This window comes from Rothia sp. ZJ1223, from assembly GCF_016900985.1.
Classification (GTDB): domain Bacteria; phylum Actinomycetota; class Actinomycetes; order Actinomycetales; family Micrococcaceae; genus Rothia.
In genome coordinates, this window is sequence record NZ_JAFEUT010000006.1 from 66,023 (window position 1) to 89,251 (window position 23,229).

The following is a 23,229-nucleotide window of genomic DNA, read 5'->3' on the forward strand; positions in this document are numbered from 1 at the left end:
ACCCCAAGATTTTCTTAGTTTTACATAAACAGTTTCGGCGAAAGGTCACTACTCCGATGCGTTATCTCTCAGTTGGTGCGGCAGGTGTGCTCATCTCAGGTGCTCTTTTGGCGGCTGCAAACCCCGCAACCGCAGACTCCGAGGTCATCGTAGACCCCACCCCTTCACTCGAAGCATTCGCAGCTGAACAGCTAACCAAGTTCGATAAGTGGACCCCCGCTGAATACGACGCAGCAGCACACGCTCAGCGTATCGCAGAGGTAAAGGCCGCTCAGGCTGAGAAGGTTGCCGCTGAAGAAGCTGCACAGGCTCAGGCGGCAGAAGAAGCTGCTCAGGCTGAGAAGGTTGCCGCTGAAGAAGCTGCACAGGCTGAGGTTGTTGAAGAAGCACCCGCACCCGAGGCAGCAGCACCTGCTCCTGCGGCTCCCGCAGTTGAAGAGAAGGCACCTGTTGCAGCGCCAGCGCCCGCCGCTCCTGCAGTGAACATCGCAACTGTAGCTCACGTAGCAGCTCCTGCACCTGCTCAGGAAGCCCCCAAGGCACCTGTTGCAGCTCCTGCACCCTCACAGAACGTCAGCGCTCAGCGTCAGGCTGTCGTATCAGCTGCCCTGGCATACGCAGCGCAGAACGCACAGTTCGATTGCACCTTGCTGGCTACCAACTCCATCAAGGCAGCTGGCGTGAACTACCACGGTTGGCCCGTAGGTTACATGTCACTGGGTAACGTTGTGAGCGCCGCTGAAGCCCAGCCCGGCGACTTGATTTACTACGCATCCAACGGCTTCGGTCAGTCACACATCGCTGTTTACATTGGCAACGGTCAGGCAGTCCACGGTGGCTGGGAAGGCATGGGCACCAAGGTATTCTCTGCTAACCTGCCCGCAGCGTCCGCTCCTATCTACATCTCCATGAGCGCAGCATACGGTGGCTAATCCCCTCATATAGGATTTTCCAAAAGTGCCTCACCCGGTTTATCCGGGGTGGGGCACTTTTGTTTTCGGGGGGGGTACTAAGAAGGAGGACGTTTTCACCCGGTGTTCGTCTGCGCGCCTCGGAGGTGACCGCTAAAAGTAATGCTGACCGCGATATGTACGGTCAGCATTACTTTTGATGGTCACCTCTGCAGTCAGCGTTTTAGCGGATAGGTTAGACGAAATCTGCATATGATGCAGTGAGGGACGCAATCTGTCGCGTAAATTTTAGAAGAAGTGGCATTTAGACCCTAAAATTGGCGTCCAACCACTGCTCACGGGTCATGGACGCGTGCCAAGCGTCCGCCCGGCGGGGCACACCGGCGACGTCGGGACGGTCGGGGGTGCCATTCTCAATAAACTCAATATCGCTGAAGCCGAGCTTTTGAGCAACCCGGTAGCTGGTGTCATTACCGTAGATTGCCGTCCATTCCACCGACTCTAAGCTCAGCCCCGCAGGGTCAAAGACGAACCCCAGCACCAGGTGGCAGGCTTCGGTGATGATACCCCGCCCGCGCAGGGTGGGTGTCGCCCAGAAACCTAGTTCTGCTGTATCGGGGGTAGCGCATCGTAAGGTCACCACCCCGGCAAGAACTCCCGAGTAATCGATAGCCCACACGTACTCTGCTCCGCGCTTACCGGCATCTTGCGTGTACTCAATAAAGCCAAGAGCGTCTTGTTCAGTGTAGTTCAGGGGAATGCTCGCGCACCAGCGCAGAACCTCGGGGTCTTGGCAGGCTTCGGTAAGTTCTGGTGCATCTGCCCGGCGTAGAGGTCGCAGGGTGAAATGCTCGGCAATGAGGTGAGGGTGCATAGAGTTATCGTAGCGTTGGGTACTGTGCGAGAGCCACCAGAAATTGCCTTGGAGTTCCGAACGATGGGGTCTTGGATGGAGGGCACAGTGTCATAAAGCTTCATATTGATTACGGGTGCAGGGGCGAAGGAACATAAAATAGCCCAACTATCGGTGTGCATACACCGAATGCCATCAGCACGAAAGAAGAGCACATGTCAGGTTTTACTACCCGCGCTATTCACGCCATTGAAAACGTTGAGAATGAGGCGATTGTTCCCCCGATTTACTTGGCGTCGACGTTCGGTCAGCCCACCACTTTTGAAGAGGGACCTTTCGAGTACCAGCGCGGTGGCAACCCCACCCGTGCCAATGTTGAGACCACTCTGGCGAAAATTGAGGGCGCAGCGCACGCCCGTGTTTTCGCCTCGGGTATGGGCGCAACTGCGGCTGTGATGGGCATGCTGAAAACCGGTGAAACGATGCTGTTGGGCATGCCTGTTTACGGTGGTAACTACCGTTTTGCCACTATCGAGCTGCCCAAGCGTGGCATTGAAACCCGTTTTATTCATGACTTCTCCACCCTGACAGACGCCGATTTTGAGGGCAATGTGAAGATGGTCTTTTTGGAGACCCCCACCAACCCCACCCTGCGCGTTGCTGATATTGCTCGCATTGCTGAAATTGCCCACCGTAACGGGGCTTTGCTGGTTGTTGATAACACCTTCATGACTCCCTATTTGCAGCTGCCGCTTGAGCTGGGCGCGGACGTAGTGGTGCAGTCAGCGACCAAGTACTTGGCAGGTCACGGTGATTTGCTGGGCGGCGTAGTCACCACTAACTCTGTTGATATTGACGAACAGGTTTTCAAGGCGCAACTCATTTCCGGCGGTATTTTGCCCCCGATGGATTCTTACCGTCTCATGCAGAACGTCAAAACTCTCGCGATCCGCATGGAACGTCAGCAAGAGAATACTTTGGCTATCCTTGAGATGCTACGCGAACACCCTGCCGTTGAAGACATCTTCTACGCAGGGTCAGCCAGCGAAAGCGAAGCCGAGATTCACAACCGCCAAGCAAAGGGCATCGGCGCGCTCTTCTCCTTTACCCTGGTAGAAGGCAAAGACATTAAAACCTTCCTCGATAACCTCAAGGTCTTCACTTTCGCTGTTTCGCTCGGTGGCATTGAATCACTCATCTGCCTACCTGCCACCATGACTCAGGGCGCCTACGCCCCTGAACATCTTGCCGACTCCCAGGTAGGGAATAACCTCCTGCGCGTAGCTGTTGGAATCGAAGACCTCGATGACCTACTCACCGACCTGCGAACCGCCCTTGACGCCGCCTAAGCGCGTCCGACCCCCCTTAGATTTTCAAAAACACCAACTACCTGATGAAAGAGAGAAACTCTCATGGCTCTTGAAGTAACCCGTAAAGCTGCCCTGCAAATGTTCGGTCTCGGCGCTCTTGGCACCGTTTTGGCGGCATGCTCCACCAACACCAGCGACGGCGCAGCATCTGCCGATGCCACCGACAAACTGCAGGCCATCAAGGACGCCGGCAAAATCCGCATCGGCATGGAAGGCACCTTCAAGCCCTTCGGCTACCATGACGAATCAGGCGACCTCGTCGGCTTCGAAAAAGAAATCGCTGACCTGATCGCCAAAGACCTCGGCGTTAAAGCTGAATACATCGAAACCCCCTGGGACTCCCTGATTGCAGGCGTTGACGCTGATCGCTACGACATCGTCATCAACAACGTCTCACCCACCGAAGAACGCAAGCAGAAGTACGACTTCTCCGTACCCTACGCAGTATCAGAAGGACGCGTGGGTGTACTCAAGGATTCAGAGCTACAGAGCATCGACGACCTCGCCGGCAAGAGCGCCGCCCAGTCAGAAACCTCAAACTTCCGCACCCTCGTTGAAGAACGCGGCGCAACCATTATTCCCGTCACCGGCTTCGACGAGGCAATCGAACAGGTACTCTCAGGTCGCGCTGATCTGACCGGCAACGACTTCGTGACCTTCCAGGCATACATGGAAGAGCACCCCGACGCCAATCTGCGCCTGCTCGACGGTACACTCGGCGACGGCGCAGAAGCCGCTATCCTCATGGAAAAGGGTGCCGAAGAACTCAAAGCCGCCATCGACGAATCGCTCACCAAACACCTCGAAAACGGCAACCTGAAAGCAATCTACGAAAAATACGTTAAGGCTGACCTCTCACCCAAGGCGTAAACACCCCACGCGCGCAAAAGTGCAAGAAAAACCCCGTAACCCCAAGGAAAGGTTTTTCTTGCACTTTTACCGCACCAGCACCCGAAAGCACCCATGGATCGCTACATAGAACTCTGGATTCAGTCCCTCCCCTCCCTGCTTGAAGCAATGGTGAAGGTGACGCTTCCGCTCACCCTCATTGCCTTTGGCCTCTCGCTGCTCATTGGCATCGTGGCTACCGCAATGCGCTCGCGATCTGCTAAGAATCCGCTAAACTGGCTGTCACGGTTCTACATTTGGGTTTTTCGCGGTACCCCGCTGTTGGTGCAGCTCTTCCTAATTTTTTACGGTCTGCCTAAAGTTGGTATCACCCTTGATACTTGGACAGCAGCGATTATTACTTTGAGCCTGAACACCGGTGCCTACGTCGCAGAGACCTTCCGCGCGTCCGTTGCTTCCATTCCCCGCGGGCAATTTGAAGCAGCCCGCACCCTGAACTTCACCCAAATGCAGACCCTACGCCATGTGATCATTCCGCAGGCAACCCGTATCGCGCTGCCACCACTGGGCAACGACCTCATCGACCTGGTCAAAGGTACCGCCCTGGTCTCTACCATTTCGTTGGTAGATCTCTTCCAATCAGGCAAGCAGGTTGCCGCACGCACCTACGAACCCCTTGCCATGTACCTCGAAGTCGCCGTACTCTACCTGCTAATTGTCACCGTACTCTCCTGGGGTCAGAATCTGCTCGAAAAGCGCAGCAGCCGCTACGTAAGGAACGCTAATGCTTAGCCTCGATCACCTCACCAAAAGTTTCGGTGACAACACCGTACTTAACAACATCTCACTTGAGCTAACTAGCGGTGAAACCACCGTCATCCTAGGCCCCTCCGGTTCGGGAAAATCAACCCTGCTACGCTGCCTCAACCTGCTCGAAACCCCCGAATCTGGTAGTCTCAGCATCGAGGGCGACCGCATCGACTTCGGTAGCAAACTCACCGACGAGCAGGTACGCACCATCCGCAAACATTCAGCGATGGTCTTTCAAAACTTTAACCTGTTCCCGCACTACACCGCCGCGCAAAACGTAGCACTTGCACCGGTTCTCAATGGCAAGATGGGTCAGAAAGAGGCGGACGCGCTTGCCCTCTCCCTGCTTGAAAAAGTGGGCTTGGGCGAGAAGAAAGATTCTTACCCTGACAATCTTTCGGGCGGTCAGCAGCAGCGCGTGGCAATAGCCCGTGCTTTGGCTGTATCACCTGACTACCTGCTCTTTGATGAGCCCACCAGCGCCCTTGACCCCGAGCTTGAAGCCGAGGTTATTCGCGTCCTCATGAACCTGGCGAAGGAAAACCGCTCGCTGGTAGTTGTCACCCACAACATGGCGTTCGCGCAGAGGGTCGCCGACCGCATCATTTTTCTTGAAGGCGGCAACCTGCTGTACAACGGCGAACCTAAGGGATTCTTCAACTCCGATAACGAACGCATCAAGCAGTTCCTGCAAATTTTCGAAATGTCGGACTACCGCATCTAACCGAGGTGTTTAGATAAGAATCCACAGACTCTTTAGGACGCCTGAAAGTACCATCAGGGGGTGTATTTGACCCCGATGTGGCACTTTCAGGCGTCCTAAACTTCTACCGGTATGTTTCCTACCAGCACGTCGATGGCGTGGGCAACTGCCTGCCCACGCGCGTCCACCGCCGTATCGCCGAGGGCAATAATCTCTTCTTTGGGGCCCACCGCTACCGCGTAGCTAGCGCCCTGTAGCATTTCAATGTCGTTGGTGTCGTTGCCGAAGGCGATATAGGGGGTGCCGTCTAACAGTTCTGTAAGGGCAGCCTGTTTATGCACCCCGGCGGCGGTTAAATCAATGTTGGCACCGGTGGGGTCATCATGCTCAGCGACCTCAACTTTCAGCTTTGAAACTTCATCGTGCAGAAACTGGTGCAGGGCGCGGTCGGTAATATTCAGCATCATCACCTTGGTGGCATGCTTCAACTGCGCGAACTCAACCCTGGTATCTAGCTGGTTAACGTCGATGCGTTCGATGAGAAAATGGTTGTGCGGTAGCGAGTAGGCGTAGTGGCGTGAAGAATCAGCCACAAAATCAACTGTGTGCTCCAGAATCAGCTCGCGCACCCGGTTGAAAGCCTCAGCGTCAATGACCGCACGTACCCGCACCTCGCCGTCCTCATATATTAGAGCGCCGTTAGCACCAATACAGGTGATGTCTTTGAGGTCGGCGGGCAGCATGGGCAAAATATCGCGAATAGGACGCGCCGACGCCAGTACCACGGTATGCCCCGCAGCTATGAGCTGTCGGAAAGCTTCGCAGACTTCGGGCTCAATGGTCATGCCGTTGAAGCTGGTGGTTCCGTCTACGTCAAAGACAAAATGCATACGCACAAGCCTACACCAGGACTATTGAGTAGCTTTCTGAACTATGTAATAATTTTATCTAGTATACAAAGTTGTTTACCTTTCGTTTCAAGGAGTGAATCTTCGATGGCTCAGAAACTACACAACAATGTAGATTTCACAGCCTGGGACGAGCGCAACCGTCCTTGGGCACTTGATTTTGCCACCGAGCTTGTCAGTATGCCTGGTGCAACAAATCAGAACATTCATGATGCCCTTGAACAAGCCCGCCTACTGACAAACGGCGAAGACCTTACTGCTGCTGAGATACTCGGAGAACCTCAGGGCGCCGCTCGCGAAGCTTTTGCTGATATAGATACCTCAGTAGGGATCACCGAAAACCGCGTTGAAACAACCGCCTCTTCAATGGCTACGGGATGCTTTATTGCCTTTATCCTCTCACTGGTCATTATTCTGTTTGCCTCCGAAAACTGGATGGTTAAGCAAGCAGATAATCTCGTCTTTATAGTGCTGATGCTCATCATCTCTTACACCGCAGGTATGACAGGTTTTAACTACTTCAAGCGCGGCATGATGGGGGCGGCCGTGGTAAGCGTCCTTGCCGGTATTGCTTTACTGGCTGCAACGTGTTTCGCTCTCGGAACTTGGGCCTTTGATACCGACAACAGTTGGCAGATTCCCACCCTGCTTGCCTTGGGCATCAACCTTCTGCTCCTGGTAGTTAGCGGCTGGTTCGTATTCTCTGCACCCTCGCTACTTGCAACACCTGTGGATTCCCGCGATTGGTTTGTTCGCTATGAAGGTGCCCTGCGTGGGCAGCATCTTTACTCCAAGGCAGAAGCCCGCGCTCTGGTAGAGGAAGCCCGCGCTCATGTCGCTGAATCTGCTTCTGACCCCGGCGAAGAATTTGGTGATCCGGCTGCTTACGCCGAAAAAATGGCGGGTAAGGGCACCCGTAGCATTACCCGTCGCTTTATATCTTGGATTATTGCCCGCGCCATTTCCGCCTTTGCCCTGCTTGCTATCTGCTACTCTATGGCTGCGCGTGCAGAGTGGTCTGGTCTTGCCTTCTACTGGGCAGTCGGCGTTGCGATACTTGCTATTGTCACCTTCATAACTGGTTATCGCCGCGATAGAACCAAACGCGATGCAGCTCTTGCCAAGGCGGCTGATGATGAGTTCTAAAGATTTTGCCACCTGGCAGCGCGCTGTTCTTCCCTTGCTGCTCCTCCAGGAAATTAAGGGGGGTGCCACGCACGGCTATGCCCTGGGCAAAGCACTTATCGGGCGGGGGTTTGAGCCGATTAAAGGCGCTACCTTGTACCCAGCTTTAGCCAAGCTCGAGGAGGCAGGTTATCTTGAAACTCACTGGCAGGACGGCGACGGCGGACCGGGGCGCAAAATGTACGCTATCACCGCCGAAGGTGAGCAACGGCTAGCTCAATTAGAAACTAGCTGGAAGCAATTTGTCGAACAGGTGGCACTTCTTCCGGCGGACGTCTGTGGCGCCTTGATCTTGAGGGACGGATACTAGTGGGCTGCTATCACCCTGGCAATCGCGTCCAGTGCTTCTTCGTTTTGCAGGGACGAGCGGTCGCCTAGAGCCTTCCCTTCGTAGAGCTGGCTCAGTAGTCGGCGGGTGATTTTGCCTGAGCGGGTTTTGGGAATATCTGCAACAGCTACAACGTCTTTGGGTTTGGCAATGGGGCCGATTTCGTGGCGGATGTGTTCGCTTAAAACTGTTTTGAGTTCTTGTGTTGAAAGTGTGTTCCCTGCCTTAGATAGGGTTACGAAGGCGACTGCTTGGTGGCCGGTTAGCTCGTCTTCGATGGGGCAGACGCCTGCTTCAATGACGGTTTCGTGGGTGATGAGGGCAGATTCGATTTCAATAGTGGAGAGCCTGTGCCCCGAAATATTAATAACATCGTCAATACGACCCAGAATATAGGTGTCACCCTCTGCGTCCTGCTTGGCACCATCGCCCGCTAAGAACCAGCCGCGCTCTCCGTAGTGCTTCCAGTAGGAGTCAAGGTAGCGTTGCGGGTTGCCCCAAACGGTGCGCGCCATGGAAGGACCGATTTTATCGACCACAATAAAACCCTGGGTGCCGGTTTCAACGGGGTCACCCTTTTCATCGACCACGCGGGTTGAGATGCCTGGAACGGCGCGGGTAGCGCAGCCGGGCTTGAGAGAGGTGCGCGGTGCGCCGTCGGGGTAAGTGCCAGCGGGTGCGAACTGGGGGTCGTGCGGACGCGGGGAGCACACGGTTGAGCCGGTTTCTGACTGCCACCAGGTATCAATGAAGGATGCGTTATTCCCGCCAATGTGGGTGTAGAGCCAGTGCCACGCCTCGGGGTTGATCGACTCGCCGACCGAGCCCAGCAGTTTGATCGAGGAGAAGTCGAACTTGCCTGCCTGCGGTCCTTGAGGGAAAGCTCCCATGAGGGAGCGAATCAGGGTGGGCGCGGTGTAGTAGTTGGTGACCTTGTAGCGCTCAAGAATCTCAAAATGACGCTCAAAAGTGGGGGTGTTGGGCGTGCCCTCGTAGATAACTTCGGTGACGCCGTTGACTAGCGGCCCGTAAATCTCGTAGGTATGAGCGGTCACCCAGGCAAGGTCGGCGGTACACCAGTGGACGGCTGACTCAACCTTGGCGGGGTCATTGACGGTGGAAAGCTCATCGGGGCGGCGTACGCCGTCCTCCCCTTCAACATCGGGTAGCAAATCGTAGAGCAGGGCATGAGTGTAGGCGGTCTGCGTCAGGTAGCCACCCATGGTGTGTACTAGACCCTTGGGTTTTCCGGTGGTGCCGGAGGTGTAGATGATGAAGAGCGGATCTTCGGCATCGTGCAGGGGAGCCTCGTGGGTGTCGGGCACATTGGCAATGAGCTCGTGGTACCAAACATCGCGGTCTTGAGCCCAGGGCACGGACGCGCGCGCCTCCTCAGTGCCTGCGGTGCGGTCTACCACGATGATGTGCTCGATCTTGTTTTCGCCCGTACAGGCGTCATCAGCGTTGACCTTGACGGGCACTACGGAGCCGCGGCGGTTCTGTCCGTCGGTGGTGATGAGTACCTTGGCGCCGGTGTCTTCTACACGGAAGCGCAGTGCCTCGGCAGAGAAACCACCAAACACGAGGGAGTGAATAGCGCCAATGCGGGCACATGCCAGCGTGAAGATAATGGTTTCAGGAATCACCGGTAGATAAATGACTACGCGATCGCCCTTAGTCACCCCCAGTTTTTCAAGACCGTGGGCGGCTTTGGCAACTCGTTTTTGCAGTTCTGCGTATGAGATCGCCTCGCGGTCGCCGGGTTCACCCTCAAAAAGCAGGGCGGTCTTGTTCCCGCGTCCTGCCTCAACATGACGATCAACGCAGTTGTAGGCAACGTTGAGTTTGCCGCCTTCAAACCACTTAATTTCGGGAATAGTAAACTGTTCTACGCCGTCCGCATCAAGCCCCAGCGAAACCGGTTTCTTGAAGGAGTGGGTGTTCTCCTCGGTAAAGGGCACACCCCAGGTGAGACGCGCCCGCGCCTGATCGCCCCAAAACTGTATGCGCGCTTCATCAGAAATCAGCGCGGGGTTCGGGGTGGGATTAAACGGGTCAGAAAACGTGAAATCAGCGGGTAGCGCCACAAGAGTTCCTTTGGTCTTGCCTTCTTATCTACTGTTTAGAGTACGGAACAGGCAGGTACACCGCGAAGGCGTGACAAGAGATAACGAATGTGACAGTCTATGACGCTGGGCGGCTGTAACCGGGTGTCTGCACTCCGGGCGTTGGGGTTCCTCCCGAACGTTAGGGAAAAGCCGCAACGCTCGGGCGTAAACCCAACACTCACCAAGAACCCTCTCGCGTCCACCCCTCAATAAACCGTCACATTTGTTATGTCGCGTCATAGATTGTCAGCCGTAACACACCTGCCGTAGGCTGACATCAACGATCATGAGACCCAGCGTTAAGCTCTGGCTAGTTGGGCGGCAACCCTCTCCCGTAGCGGGGTGCCCCAGATGAAGATCAGGCACACGGTGCGTCCCAACACTACCCAATAAAACGGGCGGACGCGCGTGGGCAAGTACGGCGCCTGGCGCGCCTTCCCGCAAAAGACCGTGGCGAGCGGTGCAACGGGTTGCGGGTTTGCAAGAGATTCAAACCGTGCCGAAAGAGAACGCATCATGGCTGAGCAGGCTAACCCCACGACCGCTACAGGTTCTGAAGAGAAAAAGCGCATTGTTGTTAACGCTTTTGATATGACCACTACCAGCCACCAGAGTTTTGGTACCTGGCGTCACCCGCGTAACCGTGCTGATGAGTACAACACTATTAAGTACTGGACTGATTTGGCGAAGGTCTGCGAGAAGGGTCTGTTTGATGCGGTTTTTATTGCAGATGTGGTGGGCGTGTATGACGTCTACAAAGACTCGGTAGCTCCCGTGCTCAAAGATGGCGCTCAGGTGCCTGTGGGTGATCCTTTCTTGCAGATTTCTGCGATGGCTGCGGTGACTGAGCACCTGGGCTTTGGCGTGACTGCGGCGGTGACCTATAATCAGCCGTACACTCTGGCGCGTTCCTATTCCACTCTTGACCACCTCACCGGTGGACGTGTGGGTTTCAACGTGGTGACTTCTTACCTGCAGTCCGCGGCTGAAAACCAGGGTTTGCCCGGTCAGATTGAACACGATGAGCGCTATGAGATCGCTGAAGAGTTCTTGGATGTCTGCTACAAGCTCTGGGAGGGTTCCTGGGAGGACGGCTCAGTGCCGCGCGACCGCGAGAACGGCGTTTTTGCTGATGCTTCTAAGATTCACCCGATTTTGCACAAGGGTAAGCACTTCCAGGTTCCGGGCATTGCTTTGAGCGAGCCCAGCCCCCAGCGCACTCCTGTGATCTTCCAGGCGGGCGCGTCCTCTCGTGGGCAGGACTTCTCAGCTCAACACGCTGAAGCTATCTTCATTACTGCCCTGCGCCCGCACCTGACCCGCTTTCTCACCGACCGCATCCGCGAAAAAGTTGAGGCAGCGGGGCGTAAGCGCGATGACGTTAAGATTCTGGCGATGCTCTCTGTCATCGTTGATGAAACCGATGAGAAGGCGCAGGCGAAGTACGAAGAGTACAAGAAGTATGCTGACCTTGAATCATCACAGGGCATTATCGGCGGCTGGTCTGGTGTAGATCTTTCTCAGTTCGATGAAGATGAAGCTATCAAGTACGTGCAGACCGAAGCGATTCAGTCGTTCTTGACCCCCTTCACCCTCATGGACCAAGAGAACGAGTGGACGCGCAACGATATCGCCGCTCACTGCGCCACCGGTGGCATGGGTGAGGTGATTGTGGGTTCACCGCAGACTGTTGCCGATGAGCTTGAGCGTTGGGTTGACGAGGGAGGTCTTGACGGCATCAACCTCGCCTACCATGTCTCACCCGGCTCTTTTGAGGACTTCGTGGAGTTCGTGGTTCCTGAGCTGCAAAAGCGCGGACGCTACCGCACCGCCTACGAGGGCACTACCCTGCGTGAGAGCCTCTTCGGCGTGGGTAACACTAGGGTAGATGACCGCCACCCGGCAGCCAAGTACCGCGGCGCTTACGTGGGTAAGCCCTCCGCCGCCGATACTCCGGCACGCGACTTCTTGAAGCTGGCAGAAGCTGTCTACACAACCGAACAATAAAGAAACCTTAACGGCACAGTAGATACTCTTCGCCTTTGAAAATAACGCAACGCGCTCCCCGCCTTTTCCTCACAGGAAGGGGAGCGCGTCCTTCACTGCGTGTAATTACAAAAAACTTCACTGTTTCATTACGGCAGCACGGTAGTTAGAGCAATGATGAGGTGAGCCTGCAAACGTTCTCGATCATTTTGAGGCGGTGGGGGCGCATAATCCACTCGTTGTAGCGTATTTCTTTGGTGCAGGTGAGGTAGTCGTTGGCGACTTCTTCTACGGCATCAACGACGGCACCGTCCACGATGAAGGTGGAGATTTCGAGGTTGAGGGAGAAGGAACGAGGGTCCATATTCGAGGAGCCAATCAGCGCCATCTCATCGTCAATGAGCATGAACTTGGCATGTAGGACGGTGGGGCCGGGGTATGCCTGAATCTTAATGCCTGCGCGCAGTAGCTGTTCGTAGTAGGAGCGCTGGCCCATGTTCGCCAGAAACTGGTCGCCTTTTTCGGTCACGATGACCGTGACGTCGATATTGGAGAGGGCGGCGTTGGTTAGTGCCTGTAAGAGGGTTTCTTCGGGTACGAAGTAGGGTGAACAAATCAGAATACGGCGTTCAGCATTGTAAATCAGGTGGTTAATGAGTCGCAGATTATTTTCGGTTTCGAACCCCGGTCCTGAGGGCACAACCTGAGCCAGCGCACCGCCGTGCGCGGTACTGAGGGAGGGATCGATTTCTTCAATCAGCAGCTCTTTGGTTTCTGAGTACCAGTCAGACACAAACGCCGCGTTCAGTTCTTCGACCACGGGGCCGCGGGCTGTAAAGCTCAGATCTAGCCAGTGCATGCCCCGCGCGTCATTTCTTGCAACGTTGTAGGCGCGGTGAATGGCGTTTTGCGAACCTGAGAAAGCGAGCCGTCCGTCGATGACAACGATTTTGCGGTGGTTACGCAGATCAGGACGCTGCCACTGACCTTTGTGCGGTTGTAGGGGCAGCATGAGGTGCCAGCTAATGCCTGACTCGTTGAGTAGCTTTTTCAGTGCCCAATAGCCCTTGTATCTGCGCGAACCGATGTGGTCGATGAGCACGTGAACTCTCACTCCGCGCTGGTGAGCGCGTACCAGGGACTCCCATAGGGGGCGGGTGGCTTCATCGAGGGAGGCAATGTAAAACTCGAAGTGAACGTAGGTCTGCGCCTTATCAATCTCATCGGCGAGAAGCAACATGGCCTCGTGATTATCGCGGTGCAGGGTGAAACTGTTGCCACTAACCATGGGCAGTGAACCCAGGCGGTAGTTGAGATTAGCCGCTACCCGCGCCACTTCGGAAAGCTGAATGTTAGACCCCACCACCGGAGAATCCTCGGGCAGAGCATCGCGCATAACATCGTTCATAATACTCTGACGCATCCGCCGATAGCGTGGCAGGTGCGACGAACCAAAAACTAAGAACCCCAAGAACCCCACGTAGGGAATCAAAAAAATCGCCATCAGCCACCCCAACGCCACAATCGGTTTGCGGTTGTACGGTAGCCAGAAAATCGTGATCAGACGAATGAACAGATCAAGAAAAACTAGGCTCAGCGACACCCACGGTGGCAAACCGGGAATGCTGAAGGTGGGCAAGGGTAAGGAGTTCATTGATACCCAGTCTACAACTTGGGTGCAGGCACCTCACCTAGCGGGCGCGTCCTCACGGGGCAAGTGCGCGGGGTGCCGCGCGTCTATGTCTAAATATTTCTGCACTCTGGTGTTTACAGGGTGTAAAAGTAGCGTCAGCTCATACCGGCGCAATAGGCTAGGGGTAGCTTGTACCCACCACAGAAAGATAGTTTCATGAAGATTCTTGTTCCCACTTCGGTGACTCTCGATGAGAGCCGCTTGGGCTTAACCGATGAAGATACCATCGTTAGCTACGACCCCAAAGCACCTCTGGCTGAGGCTGATTACGATGCTGATGTGCTGATTTCTTGGGCCAATACTAATGACCAGCTGAAGGACGCGGCATCTAACCTTTCGCAGGTGAAGCTGGTGCAGGCACTGCTGGCGGGCCCCGATCAGGCGCGTGCGGCGGGTTTCCGCGATGAAGCCGTGATCACATCGGGTATTGGTTTGCATTCTAAGACTGTTGCTGAGCACGCTGTGGCGCTGACCCTGAACTTTGTGCGTTTTCTGCCGACCCTGGCGGATCACCAGGAGCGCAACCACTGGGCATCAGAGCTTGGTGGCGCGCAGGAGCTTTACCCCGAGAACCAGGTAACCACCTTGCTGAACGCCAATGTCACCATTTGGGGTTTTGGTTCTATCGGTCAGGCAACCGCCCGTCTCTTTGACGCTTTTGGTGCCAAGGTCACCGGTGTTGCCCGTAGCGCCGGTGAGCGCGCTGGCTTTCCTGTAGTTGCTACCGAAGACATTGATCCGCTGCTGGAAAAGACAGATATTTTGGTTATGATTCTGCCGACGTCAGACGAGACCACTAACGCCCTGGATTCTTGCAAGCTGGAGAAGCTGCCTAAGCGCAGCTACCTTATCAACGTGGGGCGTGGCACCACTGTTGATGAAGAGGCTCTGATCGCTGCCTTGAACACCGGTGAGATTGCCGGTGCCGCCGTTGATGTTGTTGTTGAGGAACCCCTGCCCGCCGACTCACCCCTGTGGGGCGCTAAGAACCTGATTATCACCCCGCACTCAGCGGGCGGACGTCCGGTGAACCCCGAAGATCTCATTGCTCACAATCTACAGGCACTGCGCGATGCTGAGGCTGGTCAAGAGCCTAACTGGCGCAACAAGATGTAGCCAATAAAAGCACAGAAAAGTGGGGCTGGTCTTGATTCTTCAAGACCAGCCCCACTGTTTTTAATACGCGCTTTTTCTCTGAAACATGAGGGGGATTGCTTCGAAACCTTGGCTTTAGGTGTAGAGCGGGTTGTGCTCTGCCTCTACCCGTTCGGACGCGCGCACTTCATTCGGTGCGGTTGCACCGGCGTCCGCATTGAAGGGTGAGCCACCCAGGGCTTCGCGTCCGTGCTCGGTCAGCCAGCCTGAAAGGTCAGGGCCAACGGGCACGATGCCGGTGGGGTTAATGTCTTCGTGAACAATGAAGTAGTGTTCCTTGATGTGCTGGAAATCTACGGTGTCACCAAATCCTGGGGTCTGGAAGAGGTCGCGAGCATAGCCCCAGAGATTAGGCATGGAGCTCAAAGGCTGGCGGGAGCATTTGAAGTGTGAGTAGTAGACCGCGTCAAAACGCACCAGGGTGGTAAAGAGACGTACATCAGCCTCGGTGATATGATCGCCCATGAGGTAGCGGCGGGTGGCAAGGCGTTCTTCGACCCAGTCCATGGCAGTCCAGAGGCGCTCGTAAGCCGCCTCGTATGCCTCTTGCGAACCGGCAAAACCGCAGTGGTACACGCCATTATTGATTTCGGTGTAGATGTGCTTCATTACCGCGTTCATCTCTTCTTCAAGCTCCGCGGGCCAGAGGTCGGGGGCACCTTCGCGGTGGAAGTCCTTCCACTCTTTAGAGAAGTCCTCGGTGATCTGCGGGAAGTTGTTAGTCACTACCGCGCCGGATTCAATATCGACCATTGCGGGTACAGTAATACCGCGGGGATAGTTGGGAAAGCGCGCGAAGTAGGCTTCTTGCAGGCGTTCGACACCGAGTACCGGGTCTTTGCCGTCCTCGTCTAGGTCGAAGGTCCAGGAGCGGGTGTCGTGGGTGGGGCCGGGCATACCTGCCGAGATCGCGCTCTCAAGACCGAGTAGACGGCGAACAATGAGGGTGCGGTTAGCCCAGGGGCAGGCTCGGGCAGCTACTAGTCGGTACTTACCGGCCTCAACGGGCCAGTAGTTGCGCTCGGTATCGTCTGAAAAAGTGGTGGGGCTGGCAACAATGCGGTCTTCAATGTAGTTGGTGTCGCGGTCGTACTCTTTGCCGGAGCGCACGTAGGTGCCGCGGGTTGAATGTTTGGTGGTTTCGTGTGAGGTGCTCATGGTGTAACCCTACGCCTATATACTTTCGTTGTAAAGTAATTTTCCTTGGTTTATCTATAAGCACCCCTCGCGGTTGGCTACCAAATTTCTTCGGTGTGTAGTCCGCTACGAATCAGTGCAAGAATACGTGAGGACGCGAGTACCCCAGCAAGTGCTCAAGCGCAGCAGATCGCCAGAAAACGAATACCGCGGGCACCAGTGCCAGCTGACCTGCGGGTGTAAGCGCAGAACCCACGCGAGCAGGCCTGTCAGTGGAAAAGCCAGCAGACCGAAAGCTGACGCGGAGCCTATCAGTGGAAGCAGGGTAGAACCGGCATGTGTTGGAGTAAAGACCAAGTGTACTAGTGTGCCTTGAAACCGCTGAAAGCCAATGAGACCCGCTGCAACCGTGCAGACCGTCTATGTGCCTACCAGACCAGCGCGCAACCAGGCGCTACTGGCTGACTCGGGGGAGTGAGACGCAAATGACGCCACATACTGCATCAGCAGAATCGTTACCGTAGAGGTAATCATGAGCTGCACAAAGTAACTGTTGCTCGCAAAGAGACGCGTGTGAAAGGCGAGCATTCGTAAAAGTCTCATGCGTCAGCTTTCGTATCGGGGTCAATGCCTAGAATTGCGAAACAGGCATCTTCTAGAGTTGCGTGCTCGGGTAGAGAACTGTGTGCCCGTAATTCTTGAAGTGAACCCTGGAAGATATTTTTGCCCTCATTGATAATCAGTAGATTATCGGTAAGTGCCTGAGCTTCGGCAAGGTAATGGGTGGTGAGCAGGACGCCTGTGCCGCGCTGCGCCAGCGACTTCACGAATTTGCGCACATCAAGGGCTAGTTCGGGGTCAAGCCCATTGGTGGGCTCGTCCAGAAAAAGTAGGGCAGGGTCGTTGAGTAGTCTGCGCGCGATGTGCAGCCGCTGTTTCATTCCGCGCGAAAAAAAATCCTGAACCTTAGAGCCTGCGCGGTCGGTGAGAGCTACGGCTTCTAAGGCTTCCTTAACTCGCGCCTTGCGGAGTTTTCGGGGCACGCCCAGGGCGTCCGCGAAAACAGTAGATTATCGCGGGCTGTGGCGCGTGAGTAGAAACCTCGATCGCCGCCGAGTACCAAGCCAATATGTTGCCGTGCTTGGCGAGGGTGTGCGACTGCGTCAACGCCCGCTACCTGTATGCTACCCGAGGTTGGCATCAGCAGAGTTGAACACATGTTGATGGTGGTTATTTTAAGAGAACTTGCCCAGCATTAATCTTAAAAGAGATGTCATCGACTGCGCGAAAATTCTTTGGTCCCAGATCGCGCACTAGATTGTGCGCGCTAAAAATGGTTGGCTGTGAAAAATTGACCATTAAATATCCTGAGTATTTATTTATAGGGTCATCTTTGAATTTATCGGTCAGTAGAATAAATTTACTCATTTCTGACTTGAGCGTGTGCAGGGGGGTGGGTAAGAAGGTATTTTTGATGCGGGGAGATCGAGCTTGAAGCCTTGTGAAACCTCGTTGAGAAAGACCTGAGGATTATTCAATTTTCTGACTTCAAGATCAGTTAGATAGAAGGGCCGTGGGAGTGGTCGTTCGTTGTTGGCTCCAAATTTAATCCATCTATAAATTTAGAGGGTAAATCATTTTGGGAGCAATACTTGTGAGAAAATTCTTTATAGTTTATTTTATGGAGAAGGCGCAATTGCTATGCAATTGCGCCTTCTGCTTAGTTGGTGGTGGGTCCGGGTCACCCATTATAAGTGTTGCTACCGAAAGTGGTTGCCACAGGTATTCTCCTATTTATTGTGTGGCTTGTGTTATACGTAAACACTATCGCATTAATTTAAAAATATGTTCTATGACATACATTTTGTTTTGTGACTAGGAAACCACGCGCCCGGTTTCTTCCAGCAACTTGGCGCGCAACTCGCGGCGCTGCGCCTGTGCGTCCGGGTTGGGTAGGGGCACAGCAGCCAACAGGCGCTGGGTGTATGCCTGCTTGGGGTGGCGCAGAATCTGCTCGCGCGTACCCTGCTCAACAATCTCACCTCGGCGCATCACAGCAATACGATCGGCGAGTTCGTCAATAACCGCGAGGTCGTGGGTGACGAAGAGGCAGGCGAACCCCATTTCTTCCTGAAGTTCCTGGAAGAGTTCAAGCACGCGCGCCTGCACCGAAACGTCAAGCGCCGAGGTCGGCTCATCGGCAATCAGCAGCTTGGGCTTGAGCGAGAGCGCACGGGCAATACCAACGCGCTGTTTCTGACCGCCAGATAGCTCATGGGGGTAGCGGTTACGGTAGGAGCGGGGCAACTCAACACGGTCAAGCAATGTCTCAATACGCTTCTGTAGTTCGGTGCCCTTGGCAACACCTGCGAGGAACATAGGCTCACCGATTGACTCACCGATGGGCAGACGTGGGTTCAGCGATGATGAGGGATCCTGGAAGACCATGCCTACGTCTTTACGGACGGCGGCGAGGGTCTTGCGGTTGGGTTTGCGCATGTCGTGACCGCAGACGGTCAGTTCGCCTTCTGCGACGTCCAAGAAGCCAACGGTGGCGCGTCCGATGGTTGATTTACCGGAGCCTGATTCACCGACCAAGCCCAGTACTTCGCCCGCGCGGATGTCCAGGGTTGCGTTGGATACTGCGCGGAAAGGTCCGACTCGTCCCTGCTTGGGGTATTCGAGTGAGACGTTATTGAGCGAAAGAATGACCTCGCCGGTGCGTTCGGGGGCGGGCATTACCTGGTTGATGATGGCGGTGGGCGGACGCTGACCTTCGGCTGCATCGTCGAGGGCAGCGTTCACGTCGATTTCGTTGCCGCCCAAGTGCAGTACAGCGCCCAGCAGTGCCTGGGTGTATTCGTGCTGGGGGTTGGCGAAGATCTTGGCAACGTCACCGGTTTCGACGATTTCGCCGCGGCGCATCACAGCTACACGGTCTGCGAGGTCAGCGACAACGCCCATGTCGTGGGTGATGAGGATGATTGCTGAGTTGAGCTTCTTTTGCAGGTTACGCATGAGGTCGAGGATTTCAGCCTGCACGGTAACGTCCAGTGCGGTGGTCGGCTCATCTGCAATCAAAAGTTTGGGGTTGGTGGAGAGCGACTGGGCAATCATGGCACGCTGACGCTGACCGCCTGACATCTGGTGGGGGTAAGAGTTGAATGCCTTGATGGGGTCTGGCATTTCAACCAGTTCCAGCATGTTAATGGCTTCTTCTTTAGCCTGGGCGGGGGAGATGTCTTTGTGCAGGCGCAGGGTTTCAATAATCTGCTCGCCCACGGTCATCACCGGGTTGAGGGCGGTCATGGGTTCCTGGAAGATGACGGCGATGTCATCACCGCGTACCTGCAGCAGGTCTGAGTTTCTGAGCCCAATGAGTTCTTTGCCGTCTAGTTTGACGGAGCCACTGACGCGGGCGTTCTTGGGTAGCAACCCAATCATGCCCATGGATGACACTGACTTACCGGAGCCTGATTCGCCCACGATAGCGAGTACCTCACCGGCGCGTACCTCGTAGTTGAGGTTCATGGCGGCGGGTACCCACTGGCGTTCGACGCCGAAGTCTACGCTCAGATCGCGTACCTGCAACACCACATCGCCCACGGTGTAGTGGGCTTGGGTGTCTGCTGAAATGTGGGATGGTTTAGTGTTCATGAGTACTGCTTCCCAACTCTTTGCTGTTGAAATCTTCTAGAAATGGGTGAGTGCGTTTGTCGGCACCTGCCCCATTTGTTTGAGAAAATACTAAAACTATGAAATCCCAGTACTTGATAGACCCGCCGGTTCGCTTTCGCGCTAGAACCGGGTATGTATATACCGCTTTCGCAGTGATAGTAGCCCTGATTCTGTGTGCCACGACCGTTATGGAATACGGGGTGGCTGCTCTTTTGACCGGGTGCTGGCCCTGGTTTTTCCTTGCCTACGGTGTCTGGTACTTGCTGGGTTCGCCCGTGCTTGAGATCGACCGTGAGGAGATTCGGGTGAAGAACCCCTTTAAGTATCACCGGGTGGGTTACCCTAACCTGGTTGATATCTCAACGAAGTTCCACTTCACCGCGGTTACTTCGCAGCGACGCTACCAGTCATTTGCTGTTCCCAGTAACGGTATGGCTGCGGCGATGAACCGTAAGACCGTTGATACCAAGAACGTACCGAGTATCTCCTACGGTGCTGAGGGCGGCTTGCGTACCAGCGATTTGCCCCATTCTCTTGCAGGTGGGGCGGCTTTGGTTGCCCGCGGGTACTGGCAAGAAATCGTTGAGGCAGAGCACCTTGAGAGTTTCCCCAATATTGAAGAAACAACCTTCGATGTTAAAGGCGGGGTTATCTTTGCCCTACTGGCTCTTGCTGCTGCCCTGAGCGTCCTACTGTAAAAGATTTACCCTAGGTGCCCGAGGGGAGCTTTAGTTTCTCTCTGAAATTTTGTATGAAATTTTCTGGTGGGGCGGACGCGCCGGTGAGGGTGCGTCCGCCCTTTCGCCTGAGCTCAGGGGTGAGTTCTAGCGGTGTGCCTTGCCGGCATCGGGGGTGTTATCACCCTCGTGGATTGTTTGCCCCACGTTGATGGTGGCTTCCCCGGGTGCTGCCGCTGCCAGACCCTCAACGTTCAAGCCGTTTTCAGCGGAGTGAGCGGTGCGCTCTTTCGCCTTGCGGGGGTTGAACTTTTTCTGGCGGGGGTCGAAGGCATCACGCAGACCATCGCCTACGAAGTTGATGCACAGTGAAAGCACCAGGATGAAGAGACCGGGGAACCAGAAAAGCCAGGGGCGGGTTGAGAATGCAGACTGGTTAGCTGAAATCAGTGAACCCAGTGACCAGTCAGGCTGCTTCACACCGAAGCCCAAGTAGCTGAGAGCGGTTTCGGTGAGAATCGCGCTAGACATCATCAATGAGACGTTCACGGTCACCACGCCAATAGCGTTGGGCAGAATGTGCTTGAAGATGATGCGCATATCTGAGGCACCTGCTAGGCGGGCAGCGTCCACAAACTCACGTTCGCGCAGGGTCAAAAATTCCGCACGTACCAGACGCGCCAGTGAGCTCCAGAAGAGCAGACCAACGATGATACCGAGAGCGATAACGCTCCAGGTGCCCTGAAAGTAGCTACCGGCAATTTTACCGAGCACAGCGGTGAGCAGCATGAGCGGAATAATGATAATCATGTCGGTGAAACGCATGATGACCGCTTCAACCCAGCCACGGTAGTAACCTGCCATACCGCCGAAGAGAACGCCCAAGAAGCCGGCAATGCCGCTGATAAGGACCACTACGAGGAAGGTGTTTTGAATACCGCGCATGGTCATGGCGAAGAGGTCACGGCCTGTGGCGTCCTGACCAAACCAGTGGGTTGCGTTGGGCGCACCGCCGTTGAGCACTGACTGCATTTCGGTGTGGCTGTACTTCCACCAACCGGGAATCGGGCCGATGCCCATAGCGGTCATTGAGAGTAAGAAGATGCCAACGATGATGAGCAGCGATACAACAGCGCCGGTGTTCTGCCTAAAGCGCTTACGAACAATCTGACCCTGGGTCTTGCCCGCTGATTCTTGGGCACGAATATCAGTGTTGGTCTCAACAGCGCGTAGAGCGGTGGTTTCTGTGGTGGGAGCCTTGTGGCTACCGTTGGTGTTTGTAGTGTTGCTCATTATGCTTTCACCCTAACGCGCGGATCAAGAACGGAGTAGAGCAGGTCTGCAACGAGGTTGAAGACCAGTGCCATCAGACCGGTGATGAGGAAGACGCCCATGACGGGGTTGGGGTCGGTGTGTGCCAGTGAGTCTAGGAACAGCGAACCCATGCCCTTGAAGGCAAAGATGCGTTCGGTGACAGCTGCACCGCCGATGATGCCACCAAAGTCCATTGCGATGATAGTTGCCAGGGGAATCAGCGCGTTGCGGAAGGCGTGCTTCATGACGACTCCGCGCTCTGAAACGCCCTTGGCGCGTGCGGTGCGAATGTAGTCCTGATTCATGATTTCCAGCATGGACGCGCGTGAGTAGCGTGAGTAGCTGGCAAGTGAGATCAGGGTGAGGGCGATGGTGGGCAGCAGGATGTGTGTCATGGTGTCAAGACCGGTAATCCAGAAATCCCCGTTGAGGTTGGGGGTTGATGCGTTGGCGGTGGGGATGGGGCGTCCCTTAATGCGCGGGTTGGTGATGTAGTCGTTCCATGACTGCATGAAGCGGTCGGTGAAAATGAGTAGCGCCATGACAAAACCGGTGATGGCGCCGACGCGCATGCCCTGACCGCGGTCGTAACCGCCTGCGCCAGCTCCAACTGCTAGGCCGATGAGGACGAGCGCTGCAGTAATCAGCACGATCATCAGGAAGGTTGCTTGGTTGAGCAACTGCTGAACGGGGAAGTAGATTGCCAAGCCCACTGCGACCATGAACAGACCCGAGGTAAGAGCGCGCTTGTTGCGCAGACCAGAAATGAGCAGGGTGGCTACTACAGCGGTGATGAGACCCAGGATTACCAGGAAGGGAATGCCCAAGAAGGGGTAGAGCATCCACTCAGTCATTGACACAAAAACAATGATTGCCGCGGTGAGAACGAAGCCGAAGACACCCATCAAAATGCGGGTTTTGGTTTTGCCGAATGATGCGGCGAACCAGAAGAGACCAGCTATCGCTGAGATTAACAAGGTAGTGGGAATCGTCACCTGCGGGTTACGCAGAAAGTTGTTGAACCCGATTGCTAAGAACTCTTTGAGCAGAACCGCAATCCAGAAGGACGGCAGTGAGAAGAAGAGGAAGCTGGTGAAGGTGATGGTGTAGTCAAAACCTGAGTACTGGCGAAGCGCCGAGAGAATACCGAGGCTGACACCGATAAGGATTGACAAAATGGTCGAGGCTACGACCAGAACCAGGGTCTGGTAGATAGCGTTAGACAGCAACTGTGTCACGGGGGTACCCGCTAGGTTCTGCCCAAAATCGCACTGGCCCGTAAAGCAGCCGAGTACACCACTGAGCCATATGAAGTAGCGCAGTGGCGCTGGTACATCGAGGTTGAGCGCTTCGGTGCGTTGGGCAATGAGCATCTCTTTGTTCGCACTTTGCATAGTGCGCAGCTCTTCGAGCGGGTCACCGGCAGCGGCGGTGAGAAGATAAATCAGAAAGGATGCACCAAAGAGGATGAACACTGCTGTCAGTAGGCGCCTCGCTACGTACATTAACATGAGTTTGTTCCTGGGGTTATGGAAAAAATGAAGTCTTATTTTATGCAACCAGA

Annotated in this window: 20 protein-coding genes and 1 riboswitch; of the genes, 10 read left to right on the forward strand and 10 right to left on the reverse strand. The window is 55.1% G+C overall.

Annotated features, from left to right (window positions below):
• Positions 1-56 precede the first annotated feature (56 nt).
• Complete coding sequence (locus JTP09_RS09010) at positions 57-932, forward strand: NlpC/P60 family protein (RefSeq protein ID WP_204878133.1); 876 nt, start codon at positions 57-59, stop codon at positions 930-932.
• A gap of 283 nt (positions 933-1,215) precedes the next feature.
• Here the strand turns inward: JTP09_RS09010 and JTP09_RS09015 are convergent, their stop codons facing one another.
• Entirely contained in the window at positions 1,216-1,785 is a 570-nt protein-coding gene (locus JTP09_RS09015; protein ID WP_204878134.1) for a GNAT family N-acetyltransferase, read from the reverse strand.
• A gap of 194 nt (positions 1,786-1,979) precedes the next feature.
• Between JTP09_RS09015 and JTP09_RS09020 the strand changes: the two genes are divergently transcribed.
• From JTP09_RS09020 to JTP09_RS09035, 4 genes are all read left to right on the forward strand, one after another.
• Positions 1,980-3,113, forward strand: a complete 1,134-nt coding sequence (locus JTP09_RS09020; RefSeq protein ID WP_204878135.1) for a PLP-dependent aspartate aminotransferase family protein — start codon at positions 1,980-1,982, stop codon at positions 3,111-3,113.
• A gap of 63 nt (positions 3,114-3,176) precedes the next feature.
• On the forward strand, positions 3,177-4,004 hold the full coding sequence (locus tag JTP09_RS09025; RefSeq protein WP_204878136.1) for a transporter substrate-binding domain-containing protein: 828 nt from the start codon (positions 3,177-3,179) through the stop codon (positions 4,002-4,004).
• A gap of 93 nt (positions 4,005-4,097) precedes the next feature.
• Entirely contained in the window at positions 4,098-4,775 is a 678-nt protein-coding gene (locus JTP09_RS09030) for an amino acid ABC transporter permease (protein WP_204878137.1), read from the forward strand.
• Positions 4,768-5,517, forward strand: coding sequence for an amino acid ABC transporter ATP-binding protein (locus JTP09_RS09035; protein WP_204878138.1), 750 nt, complete (start codon positions 4,768-4,770; stop codon positions 5,515-5,517). The genes JTP09_RS09030 and JTP09_RS09035 overlap by 8 nt, the downstream gene beginning before the upstream one ends.
• A gap of 95 nt (positions 5,518-5,612) precedes the next feature.
• Here JTP09_RS09035 and JTP09_RS09040 read toward each other — a convergent pair whose 3' ends face one another.
• A complete protein-coding gene (locus tag JTP09_RS09040) occupies positions 5,613-6,386 on the reverse strand; it encodes an HAD-IIB family hydrolase (protein WP_204878139.1) in 774 nt (257 codons plus the stop codon).
• Positions 6,387-6,491: 105 nt separating this feature from the next.
• On the opposite strand from JTP09_RS09040, the gene JTP09_RS09045 reads away from it, so the two are divergent.
• Positions 6,492-7,550 carry a hypothetical protein gene (locus JTP09_RS09045; protein WP_204878140.1) on the forward strand — a complete coding sequence of 353 codons (1,059 nt, stop codon included), beginning with the start codon at positions 6,492-6,494 and terminating at the stop codon, positions 7,548-7,550.
• On the forward strand, positions 7,540-7,899 hold the full coding sequence (locus JTP09_RS09050; protein ID WP_239479146.1) for a PadR family transcriptional regulator: 360 nt from the start codon (positions 7,540-7,542) through the stop codon (positions 7,897-7,899). Before JTP09_RS09045 ends, JTP09_RS09050 begins: the two co-directional genes overlap by 11 nt.
• On the opposite strand, the gene JTP09_RS09055 is transcribed toward JTP09_RS09050, so the two are convergent.
• Positions 7,896-10,004, reverse strand: a complete 2,109-nt coding sequence (locus JTP09_RS09055; protein ID WP_204878141.1) for an AMP-binding protein — start codon at positions 10,002-10,004, stop codon at positions 7,896-7,898. The two genes, JTP09_RS09050 and JTP09_RS09055, sit on opposite strands and share 4 nt — an antisense overlap.
• A 303-nt stretch (positions 10,005-10,307) precedes the next feature.
• A riboswitch (SAM riboswitch) is annotated at positions 10,308-10,450 on the forward strand.
• 91 nt (positions 10,451-10,541) lie between these two features.
• Here JTP09_RS09055 and JTP09_RS09060 point away from each other — a divergent pair.
• Positions 10,542-12,032 carry an LLM class flavin-dependent oxidoreductase gene (locus tag JTP09_RS09060; RefSeq protein ID WP_204878142.1) on the forward strand — a complete coding sequence of 497 codons (1,491 nt, stop codon included), beginning with the start codon at positions 10,542-10,544 and terminating at the stop codon, positions 12,030-12,032.
• 145 nt (positions 12,033-12,177) lie between these two features.
• Here the strand turns inward: JTP09_RS09060 and cls are convergent, their stop codons facing one another.
• On the reverse strand, positions 12,178-13,665 hold the full coding sequence (gene cls / locus JTP09_RS09065) for a cardiolipin synthase (protein ID WP_204878143.1): 1,488 nt from the start codon (positions 13,663-13,665) through the stop codon (positions 12,178-12,180).
• 195 nt (positions 13,666-13,860) lie between these two features.
• Between cls and JTP09_RS09070 the strand changes: the two genes are divergently transcribed.
• Complete coding sequence (locus JTP09_RS09070; protein WP_204878144.1) at positions 13,861-14,820, forward strand: NAD(P)-dependent oxidoreductase; 960 nt, start codon at positions 13,861-13,863, stop codon at positions 14,818-14,820.
• Positions 14,821-14,934: 114 nt separating this feature from the next.
• On the opposite strand, the gene JTP09_RS09075 is transcribed toward JTP09_RS09070, so the two are convergent.
• The 4 genes from JTP09_RS09075 to JTP09_RS09090 form a co-directional block, all read right to left on the reverse strand.
• On the reverse strand, positions 14,935-16,017 hold the full coding sequence (locus JTP09_RS09075; protein WP_204878145.1) for a glutathione S-transferase family protein: 1,083 nt from the start codon (positions 16,015-16,017) through the stop codon (positions 14,935-14,937).
• Positions 16,018-16,416: 399 nt separating this feature from the next.
• Positions 16,417-16,599: a hypothetical protein gene (locus tag JTP09_RS09080; RefSeq protein ID WP_204878146.1), complete on the reverse strand. Its 183-nt coding sequence runs from the start codon at positions 16,597-16,599 to the stop codon at positions 16,417-16,419.
• Positions 16,596-17,039, reverse strand: a complete 444-nt coding sequence (locus JTP09_RS10125) for an ATP-binding cassette domain-containing protein (protein ID WP_370592551.1) — start codon at positions 17,037-17,039, stop codon at positions 16,596-16,598. The genes JTP09_RS09080 and JTP09_RS10125 overlap by 4 nt, the downstream gene beginning before the upstream one ends.
• A gap of 832 nt (positions 17,040-17,871) precedes the next feature.
• On the reverse strand, positions 17,872-19,653 hold the full coding sequence (locus JTP09_RS09090) for an ABC transporter ATP-binding protein (protein ID WP_204878147.1): 1,782 nt from the start codon (positions 19,651-19,653) through the stop codon (positions 17,872-17,874).
• A gap of 98 nt (positions 19,654-19,751) precedes the next feature.
• Here JTP09_RS09090 and JTP09_RS09095 point away from each other — a divergent pair, with 98 nt between their 5' ends.
• On the forward strand, positions 19,752-20,372 hold the full coding sequence (locus JTP09_RS09095; protein ID WP_204878148.1) for a hypothetical protein: 621 nt from the start codon (positions 19,752-19,754) through the stop codon (positions 20,370-20,372).
• Positions 20,373-20,498: 126 nt separating this feature from the next.
• On the opposite strand, the gene JTP09_RS09100 is transcribed toward JTP09_RS09095, so the two are convergent.
• Together JTP09_RS09100 and JTP09_RS09105 are read right to left on the reverse strand one after the other, a co-directional pair.
• Entirely contained in the window at positions 20,499-21,644 is a 1,146-nt protein-coding gene (locus JTP09_RS09100; RefSeq protein WP_204878149.1) for an ABC transporter permease, read from the reverse strand.
• Positions 21,644-23,176 carry an ABC transporter permease gene (locus JTP09_RS09105; RefSeq protein WP_204878150.1) on the reverse strand — a complete coding sequence of 511 codons (1,533 nt, stop codon included), beginning with the start codon at positions 23,174-23,176 and terminating at the stop codon, positions 21,644-21,646. Before JTP09_RS09105 ends, JTP09_RS09100 begins: the two co-directional genes overlap by 1 nt.
• Between the last annotated feature and the right edge of the window lie 53 nt (positions 23,177-23,229).